The sequence below is a fragment of the Streptomyces sp. genome (genome assembly GCF_031178505.1).
In the GTDB taxonomy this organism is placed as follows: Bacteria; Actinomycetota; Actinomycetes; order Streptomycetales; family Streptomycetaceae; genus Streptomyces; species Streptomyces gulbargensis.
Map to the genome: position 1 here is coordinate 1 of NZ_JAPSIW010000241.1, position 8,831 is coordinate 8,831.

The following is an 8,831-nucleotide window of genomic DNA, read 5'->3' on the forward strand; positions in this document are numbered from 1 at the left end:
CCAAGAACCAGGGCCTCGGCGGAGCGTTCTTCTGGGAGTTCAGCGGTGACACCACCAACGGCGAGCTCGTCGGCGCCATCAACAGCGGCCTGAACTAGCCGCCGCACGACGAAGCGGGGGACGGCGCAGCACGCCGTCCCCCGCTTCTCACGTTCCTGGAGCTCCTAGGCCGTGTCTTTCGGATCTTGCCGGGCTCGCGACGCTAGGCCACATTGACCCGCTGGCCCGGAGGCGCCGCCTCCAGCCAGGCCATGAAACCCGTGCGGGCGTCCTCGCTCATCGCGAGCTCCAGCCGCACACCCTCGTACATGCAGGGCTGGATCACCGCGTCCGAGAGCAGCGCGAGCTCCTCCTCGCCCTCCGGCATCCGGCGCTCCAGGGCCACGATGGCCGAGCGCTCCAGGACCCGGCGGGGGCGGGGGGCGTACGAGAAGACACGGAACCAGGCGATCTCGTCACCGCTGTAGCGGGCGACGCCGTACACCCAGCCCTTGCCGGTCGAGTCCGGCTCGTCCGGGACGTTCCACCGAAGCGAGCAGTCGAAGGTGCCGCCGGCCCGCTGGATCAGCCTGCGACGCAAGCCGAAGACGAACAGCCCGATCACCACCAGTGCGACGACCAGGCCGCACACGAGCAGAGCGAGGAACATCTTCACCGACCTCCTCGCTGCGTCCCGTAGCCGGCGCCGCCGGCCGAACCGAATACAACCTGCATCTGCATCGCCTCAGCCGCGGCACGGTCTGGAACATTCCAGCCGTGCCGCGGCTGAGGGCACTACTCTCGGCGCGGACCGTCAGCGGGCCGCTACCGCGCGCAGCCGTACCTCGGCGCGCCGCTCGGCGGCGGCGTCCGAATCCGACTTCGCCCGCTCCAGCGCGCGCTCGGCGCGCTGGGCGTCGATCTCGTCCGCCAGCTCGGCGATCTCCGCGAGCAGAGACAGCTTGTCGTCGGCGAAGGAGATGAATCCGCCGTGCACGGCCGCGACGACGGTCGCGCCCTCGCTCGTACGGATGGTCACCGGGCCCGACTCCAGCACACCGAGCAGCGGCTGGTGGCCGGGCATGACGCCGATGTCGCCGGAGGTGGTACGCGCGATGACCAGGGTGGCCTCGCCGGACCAGACACTCCGGTCCGCGGCGACCAGCTCGACGTGCAGCTCAGCAGCCAAGGGTGGCTCCTCGGGTCACCACCCGGCGGTCGTGCCGGGTGTTGGGGTCAATTCTAGTGGGCGTGGAGAGGGGGCGGGACGGATCCCGCCCCCTCAGGCGAGCACAGGGCTCAGGAGACGCCGAGCTCCTTGGCGTTCTTCTTGAGGTCCTCGAGACCACCACACATGAAGAAGGCCTGCTCCGGGAAGTGGTCGTACTCACCGTCGCAGATCGCGTTGAACGCGGCGATCGACTCGTCGAGCGGAACGTCCGAACCGTCCACACCGGTGAACTGCTTCGCCGCGTGGGTGTTCTGGGACAGGAAGCGCTCGACACGGCGGGCGCGGTGGACGACGAGCTTGTCCTCCTCGCTCAGCTCGTCGATACCCAGAATCGCGATGATGTCCTGGAGGTCCTTGTACTTCTGCAGGATGCCCTTGACCCGCATGGCGGTGTCGTAGTGGTCCTGCGCGATGTAACGCGGGTCCAGGATCCGGGACGTGGAGTCCAGCGGGTCCACGGCCGGGTAGATGCCCTTCTCGGAGATCGGACGGGAGAGAACCGTCGTCGCGTCGAGGTGGGCGAAGGTGGTCGCCGGCGCCGGGTCGGTGAGGTCGTCGGCGGGGACGTAGATCGCCTGCATCGAGGTGATCGAGTGACCACGGGTCGAGGTGATGCGCTCCTGGAGGAGACCCATCTCGTCGGCCAGGTTCGGCTGGTAACCCACCGCGGAGGGCATACGGCCGAGCAGGGTCGACACCTCGGAACCGGCCTGGGTGAAGCGGAAGATGTTGTCGATGAAGAACAGCACGTCCTGCTTCTGCACATCGCGGAAGTACTCCGCCATGGTCAGACCGGCCAGGGCCACGCGCAGACGGGTGCCCGGGGGCTCGTCCATCTGGCCGAAGACCAGCGCGGTCTTGTCGAGAACGCCGGCCTCCTCCATCTCGACCATGAGGTCGTTGCCCTCACGGGTGCGCTCGCCGACGCCCGCGAAGACCGACACACCCTCGTGCAGCTTCGCCACACGCATGATCATTTCCTGGATCAGAACGGTCTTGCCGACACCGGCACCACCGAACAGACCGATCTTTCCACCCTTGACGTACGGGGTGAGAAGGTCGACGACCTTCAGGCCGGTCTCGAACATCTCGGTCTTGGACTCGAGCTGGTCGAAGGCCGGGGCCTTGCGGTGGATCCCCCAGCGCTCGGCGCTCGCGACCGTGGACGGGTCCTCGTTCAGGACCTCGCCCAGGGTGTTGAACACCTTGCCCTTGGTGACGTCACCGACGGGCACGGTGATCGCGCTGCCCGTGTCGGTCACCGAGGCCTGGCGGACCAGACCGTCGGTGGGCTGCATCGAGATGGTGCGGACCATGCCGTCACCGAGGTGCTGCGCGACCTCGAGGGTCAGCGTCTTGGTGCCCTCACCGGACGGGTCCGGCACCTGGACGTTCAGCGCGTTGTAGATCTCCGGCATCGCGTCGACGGGGAACTCCACGTCGACGACCGGGCCGATGACCCGGGCGACGCGGCCCGTGGCGGCGGCCGTCTCAACAGTGGTCGTCATTACTTGTCACTCCCCGCGGTCGCGTCGGCCAGGGCTGCGGTGCCACCGACGATCTCGCTGATTTCCTGGGTGATGTCGGCCTGGCGGGCCGCGTTGGCAAGTCGGGTGAGATTGGTGATCAGCTCACCCGCGTTGTCGGTCGCCGACTTCATCGCGCGCCGCGTGGCGGCGTGCTTCGAGGCCGAGGACTGAAGCAGCGCGTTGTAGATCCGGCTCTCGACGTAGCGCGGCAGAAGGGCGTCGAGGACGTCCTCCGCCGACGGCTCGAAGTCGTACAGCGGACGAAGGGTGTCCTGCTGGCCGGCCTCCTTCGCCACCTCGTCGAGGCTGAGGGGCAGCAGCCGGGCCTCGACCGCCGTCTGCGTCATCATCGAGACGAACTCGGTGTAGACGATGTGGAGCTCGTCCACACCACCCTCGGCCGTGTCCTTCTCGATCGCCTCGATCAGCGGTTCGCCGATCTTCTTGGCGTCCGCGTAGGTCGGCTCGTCCGTGAAGCCGGTCCACGAGTCGGCCAGCTTGCGCTCACGGAAGTTGAAGTGCGCGACGCCGCGGCGGCCGACCACGTAGATGTCGACCCCCTTGCCCTCGCCCTCCAGCTTCCGGATGAGCTGCTCCGCCGCCTTGATGGCGTTGGAGTTGAAGGCGCCGGCCAGGCCGCGGTCGCTCGTGAGGAGCAGGACCGCGGCGCGGGTCGGGTTCTCCGCCTCGGTGGTCAGCGGGTGCTTGTCGTTGGCACCCGTGGCCACCGCGGTCACCGCGCGGGTGAGCTCGGTGGCGTACGGGGTCGACGCCTGCACCTTGCGCTGCGCCTTGACGACGCGCGAGGCGGCGATCATCTCCATCGCCTTGGTGATCTTCTTCGTCGCGGTGACGGATTTGATGCGACGCTTGTAGACCCGGAGCTGCGCTCCCATGAGTCAGGTCCCTTCCGTCGTCACTTCGAGACGTTGACGGCGGAGGCGTCGTCGCCGAGGAGCTTGCCGTCAGAGGTCTCGAACTGCTTCTTGAACTCCGCGATGGCGTCGGCGACGGACTGCAGCGTGTCGTCCGACATCTTGCCGCCCTCACGGATGGAGGTCATGAGGCCCGAGTGGTTCTGGCGGAGGTACGCCAGCATCTCGGCCTCGAAGCGACGGATGTCGGCGACCGGGACGTCGTCCATCTTGCCGGTGGTGCCGGCCCAGATGGAGACGACCTGGTTCTCCGTGGCCATCGGCTGGTACTGCGGCTGCTTCAGCAGCTCGACCATGCGCTGACCACGCTCCAGCTGCGCCTTCGACGCGGCGTCCAGGTCGGAACCGAAGGCGGCGAACGCCTCCAGCTCACGGAACTGGGCCAGGTCCACGCGGAGACGGCCGGAGATCTGCTTCATCGCCTTGTGCTGGGCGGAGCCACCGACACGGGAGACGGAGATACCGACGTTCAGGGCCGGACGCTGACCGGCGTTGAACAGGTCGGACTCCAGGAAGCACTGGCCGTCCGTGATGGAGATGACGTTGGTCGGGATGAACGCCGAGACGTCGTTGGCCTTGGTCTCGACGATCGGCAGACCGGTCATCGAACCGGCACCCAGCTCGTCCGAGAGCTTGGCGCAGCGCTCGAGCAGACGGGAGTGCAGGTAGAAGACGTCACCCGGGTAGGCCTCACGGCCCGGCGGGCGGCGCAGCAGAAGCGACACGGCGCGGTAGGCGTCGGCCTGCTTCGACAGGTCGTCGAAGACGATCAGGACGTGCTTGCCCTGGTACATCCAGTGCTGACCGATGGCCGAGCCGGTGTACGGGGCGAGGTACTTGAAGCCGGCCGGGTCGGACGCCGGGGCGGCGACGATCGTCGTGTACTCGAGCGCACCGGCCTCTTCGAGGGCCGCGCGCACGGACGCGATGGTGGAGCCCTTCTGGCCGACGGCGACGTAGATGCAGCGGACCTGCTTGTTCACGTCGCCCGAGCGCCAGTTGTCGCGCTGGTTGATGATCGTGTCGACAGCCAGGGCGGTCTTGCCCGTCTGGCGGTCACCGATGATCAGCTGACGCTGACCACGGCCGACCGGGGTCATGGCGTCGACGGCCTTGTAGCCGGTCTCCATCGGCTCGTGGACCGACTTGCGCTGCATGACGCCGGGGGCCTGCAGCTCGAGGGCGCGGCGGCCCTCGGTCGCGATCTCGCCGAGGCCGTCGATCGGGTTGCCGAGCGGGTCGACGACGCGACCCAGGTAACCCTCACCGACACCGACGGAGAGGATCTCGCCGGTGCGCTGCACCGACTGTCCCTCCTCGATGCCGCTGAACTCACCGAGAACGATCGCGCCGATCTCGCGCTCTTCGAGGTTCAGCGCAAGACCGAGCGTGCCGTCCTCGAACTTCAGCAGCTCGTTCGCCATGGCCGAGGGAAGACCCTCGACCTTCGCGATACCGTCGCCGGCCAGGCTGACCGTGCCGACCTCCTCGCGCGAGGCCGCGTCCGGCTGGTACGACTGGACGAAGTTCTCCAGCGCGTCCCGGATCTCCTCCGGCCGGATCGTGAGCTCCGCCATCTGGGTTCCCTGCTCTCCTTGTTGGGCCCGAAGTTTCTTAAGGGGTCTGGGGGCCGACCCCCAGGAATCTTCTGCAATCTCTGCACGGCCCAACCGGGCCGCTGTGATGCGTGTTGTGTTGGTGACCGCTGCCGTCAGCCGGCCAGTCGCCGGGTCGCCTCGTCGAGGCGCTCCGCGACGGTGCCGTTGATGACCTCGTCGCCGACCCGCACCGAGATCCCGCCGAGGACCGCGGGGTCCACGTCCAGGTTCAGGTGCATCTCGCGGCCGTACAGCTTCGCCAGTACGGCTCCGAGGCGCTGCTTCTGCAGGTCGGACAGCGGCACCGCCGAGGTGACGACGGCGACCATCCGGCTCCGGCGGTCGGCGGCCAGCTTGGAAAGGGACTCGAGTCCCGCTTCCAGGCTACGTCCCCGCGGCTGGGTCACCAGACGGACGACCAGGCGCTCGGTGGTGCGGTGCGCCTTGCCACCGAGCAGGCTGCGGAGCAGCTCGGCCTTGGCGGTGGCCGTGGCGGCCTTGTCCGTCAGTGCCGAGCGGAGCTCGGTGCTGGAGGACACGATCCGGCCGAAACGGAACAGCTCGTCCTCGACGTCGTCGAGCGCGCCCGTCCGCTGCGCGGCGGTCAGGTCCGCGGTGTTCGCCAGCTCCTCGGCCGAGTCGACCAGGTCACGCGAGCGCGACCAGCGGGAGCGGACCATTCCGGAGACCAGGTCGACGGTCGCGCCGCCCACCTGACCGCTCAGGAGTCGCTGCGCGAGCGCGGCCTTGGCCTCACCCGGCTGGGCGGGGTCGGTCAGGACCCGGCGCAGCGACACCTCGCGGTCGAGCAGCGCGGTGACGGAGGCCAGCTCGTCCGCGAGCGTCGTCGCGTCGACCGAGGTGTTGTCGATCAGCGCGTCGAGGGACTCACGTGCGGCGGCCAGTGCCTCGCGGCTCGCTCCGTTCATCGGACGGCCTCTGCCTTCTCCTCGAGCTCATCGAGGAAGCGGTCGATCGTGCGGCTCTGGCGGGCGGTGTCCTCGAGGGACTCGCCGACCAGCTTGCCGGCCAGGTCGGTGGCGAGCTTGCCCACGTCCTGGCGCAGCGAGGCGGCCGCGGCCTTGCGGTCGGCCTCGATCTGCGCGTGGCCGGCCGCGATGATCTCCTCGCGCTGGCGCTGGCCTTCCGCCTTCATCTCCTGGATGATCGCGGTGCCCTGCTCCGTCGCCTCCTGGCGAAGACGCGCGGCCTCGTGGCGGGCCTCGGCGAGCTGGGCCTTGTACTGCTCCAGCACACTCTGAGCCTCGATCTGGGCCGACTCGGCCTTCTCGATGCCACCCTCGATGGCCTCGCGGCGCTCGTCCAGAACCTTGTTGATGTTCGGGAGGAGCTTCTTGGCGAGGAAGCCGAAGACGATGACGAAGGCGATCAGGCCGATGACGAGCTCGTCGAGATGCGGGATGAGCGGAGGCTGCTCCTCCGCCGCTGCCGCAAGAAGCAGAGCGTTCACATCAGTGCCTTCCGTAAAGGGGTTGGGCTAGGTCCGGCTTACTTGTAGACGAAGCCCATGACGATGCCGATGAGGGCGAGCGCCTCACAGAAGGCGAAACCCATGATCTGGTTGGTACGGATCAGGCCGGCCGCCTCGGGCTGACGGGCGAGGGCCTGGGTGCCGTTACCGAAGATGATGCCGACGCCGACGCCGGGGCCGATGGCCGCGAGGCCGTAGCCGATCGAGGCGACGTTTCCGTTGACGGCGGCGAGAGTCTCGAGAGCGGACATGCCGGTTCTTCCTTCTCTTTCAAGGACCCGGTGGGGGTTGGCCACCGGACGACTGTTGGTTGGGGGTGGTACTGCCGGGCGGGGCAGGACTCAGTGGTGCTCGGAGAGCGCGCCCTGGATGTAGCTGGAGGCCAGGAGAACGAAGACGTACGCCTGGACGGCCTGGATAAAGAGCTCGAAAGCGGTCATCACGAGGACCATCACGAACGAGGCGCCGGCGTAGACGAAGCCCAGGCCGTTCATGAGGTACCAGGTGGCCAGCGAGAACATCACGATCAGCAGGTGACCGGCGAACATGTTCGCGAACAGTCGGACCGCGTGCGTGAAGGGCCGGATCAGGAGGTTCGAGAAGAACTCGAGGACCACGACCAGGGGAAGGATCGGGCCGAGCGACTTGTCGTAGCCGACGATGTTCTTCCAGCCACCCACGAAGCCGTGCTTCTTGAAGGTGAGCGAGATCCACATGACGTAGACGATCAGCGCGAGCGCGGCCGGGAAGGCGATCAGCGAGGTGACCGGGAACTGGGCCAGCGGGATGATGGACCAGAGATTCATGATCCATACGAAGAAGAACAGCGACACCATGAAGGGGACGTACTTCTCGCCGTCCTTCTTGCCGATGATCTCGTAGACGATGCCGCGGCGCACGAAGTCGTACCCGGCCTCGCCGACCATCTGCAGCTTGCCGGGGACCAGCTTGGGCTTGCGGAACGCCGCCCAGAAGAACCCGACCACCACGATGGAGCCCAGAATGGCGAGCAGCATCGGCTTGGTCAGCTCGATGCCGGCCACCGTTGCGATGGGCTCGTACATGAACGTGTGCAGGCCCGGCGCCGGGAAGCCACATCCGGTGAAGATGTGGCAATCCGGGTCGAAGGCAAGCGTCTGGTCAGCACTCACCGCGGGCTCCTTCAGCGTGGCGCATAGGTTCGGCAACCTCGTTGTGTCGGCGCGGCACGCAGCCGCGGATCGGCACTGGACTGGTCTTACGGATAAGGGGGCGGCGGTTCGGCATCGAGCCTCGCGCTGGGACAGGCGTTGTTTCCGATGCCCGCGCCCGCAGTGCCGCAGTTGGCACCGGACGATAGCAGGAAGCCGAACGCGTCTTTATCCCGGCCCTACCCTTCACGACTTCGATCCCGACTTCTCGGGCTCGACGTACATGATTTTGGCCTTCATGTAGGCCCGGGCCTGCGCGGCGACCCACACCACGGTCGTCGCGAGCAGCGTGAAGGCGAAGGCCTTGAAATCGAACAGCTCGGTGTCCTTGAGCAAGGCCAGGAAGGTGAAGAGAAGCAGCAGCTGGGCCACGTAGAGCATGAGCCCCATGGCCTGGAACAGCTGCGGGAGCTTCTTCGCCGTCCGCTGGAGGACCACCAGCCCGATCCCCATGAAGAGGACCACGACCAGGGTGCCGACAACGGCACCGATCGCGCCCTTGCCACCGGCGACCACCCCGCTGACGACCGTGGCGACGGCGCCTACGGCAGCGGTGGGTACGGCGGTGTGCAGCAGGGTGCGTGCGTCGTTGGACGGCATGGCGGTGTCTCCGCTTGCTGGAGGGGGCGATGGTGTCGTCATGGACGAGCGTAAGCCCGGTCCGAGGTGGGTCTCGGGGCCAACGAACCGTCGCACTACGGTCCTTCGGCTCTGTCGCCGGGTCTCGTGAACGGTATCACAAACTATTTGAATAGGTCTTTACCCAGAGGGTGTGCCAACTGTCACACATGAGAGCTACAACGCCCGTGTGTGCAGGACATCGGGGCGACTTGTCTGGTATTGGGCCCGAAAATGCCGTTCGTCAACTCGGCGTTCC

The 8,831-nt window shown here is 67.4% G+C and carries 10 protein-coding genes; all 10 read right to left on the bottom strand.

Annotated elements, in window-relative coordinates:
- Window positions 1-202: 202 nt before the first annotated feature.
- On the bottom strand, window positions 203-649 hold the full coding sequence (locus RIF68_RS17565) for a DUF2550 domain-containing protein (RefSeq protein ID WP_309052212.1): 447 nt from the start codon (window positions 647-649) through the stop codon (window positions 203-205).
- 144 nt (window positions 650-793) lie between these two features.
- Window positions 794-1,168 carry a F0F1 ATP synthase subunit epsilon gene (locus RIF68_RS17570; protein ID WP_309052213.1) on the bottom strand — a complete coding sequence of 125 codons (375 nt, stop codon included), beginning with the start codon at window positions 1,166-1,168 and terminating at the stop codon, window positions 794-796.
- A 110-nt stretch (window positions 1,169-1,278) separates the two neighbouring features.
- Window positions 1,279-2,718, bottom strand: a complete 1,440-nt coding sequence (gene atpD, locus RIF68_RS17575; RefSeq protein WP_309052214.1) for a F0F1 ATP synthase subunit beta — start codon at window positions 2,716-2,718, stop codon at window positions 1,279-1,281.
- Complete coding sequence (locus RIF68_RS17580) at window positions 2,718-3,635, bottom strand: F0F1 ATP synthase subunit gamma (protein ID WP_309052215.1); 918 nt, start codon at window positions 3,633-3,635, stop codon at window positions 2,718-2,720. The genes atpD and RIF68_RS17580 overlap by 1 nt, the downstream gene beginning before the upstream one ends.
- 20 nt (window positions 3,636-3,655) lie before the next feature.
- Window positions 3,656-5,251 (bottom strand): F0F1 ATP synthase subunit alpha, encoded by a 1,596-nt coding sequence (atpA, locus tag RIF68_RS17585; RefSeq protein ID WP_309052216.1) that lies wholly within the window; start codon window positions 5,249-5,251, stop codon window positions 3,656-3,658.
- A gap of 134 nt (window positions 5,252-5,385) precedes the next feature.
- Window positions 5,386-6,201, bottom strand: coding sequence for a F0F1 ATP synthase subunit delta (locus tag RIF68_RS17590; protein WP_309052217.1), 816 nt, complete (start codon window positions 6,199-6,201; stop codon window positions 5,386-5,388).
- Complete coding sequence (locus RIF68_RS17595; RefSeq protein WP_309052218.1) at window positions 6,198-6,743, bottom strand: F0F1 ATP synthase subunit B; 546 nt, start codon at window positions 6,741-6,743, stop codon at window positions 6,198-6,200. Before RIF68_RS17595 ends, RIF68_RS17590 begins: the two co-directional genes overlap by 4 nt.
- A gap of 38 nt (window positions 6,744-6,781) precedes the next feature.
- Window positions 6,782-7,015: an ATP synthase F0 subunit C gene (atpE, locus tag RIF68_RS17600; RefSeq protein WP_010474382.1), complete on the bottom strand. Its 234-nt coding sequence runs from the start codon at window positions 7,013-7,015 to the stop codon at window positions 6,782-6,784.
- A gap of 90 nt (window positions 7,016-7,105) precedes the next feature.
- Window positions 7,106-7,915, bottom strand: a complete 810-nt coding sequence (gene atpB, locus RIF68_RS17605; RefSeq protein WP_309052219.1) for a F0F1 ATP synthase subunit A — start codon at window positions 7,913-7,915, stop codon at window positions 7,106-7,108.
- A 225-nt stretch (window positions 7,916-8,140) separates the two neighbouring features.
- On the bottom strand, window positions 8,141-8,554 hold the full coding sequence (locus tag RIF68_RS17610) for a hypothetical protein (protein WP_309052220.1): 414 nt from the start codon (window positions 8,552-8,554) through the stop codon (window positions 8,141-8,143).
- Between the last annotated feature and the right edge of the window lie 277 nt (window positions 8,555-8,831).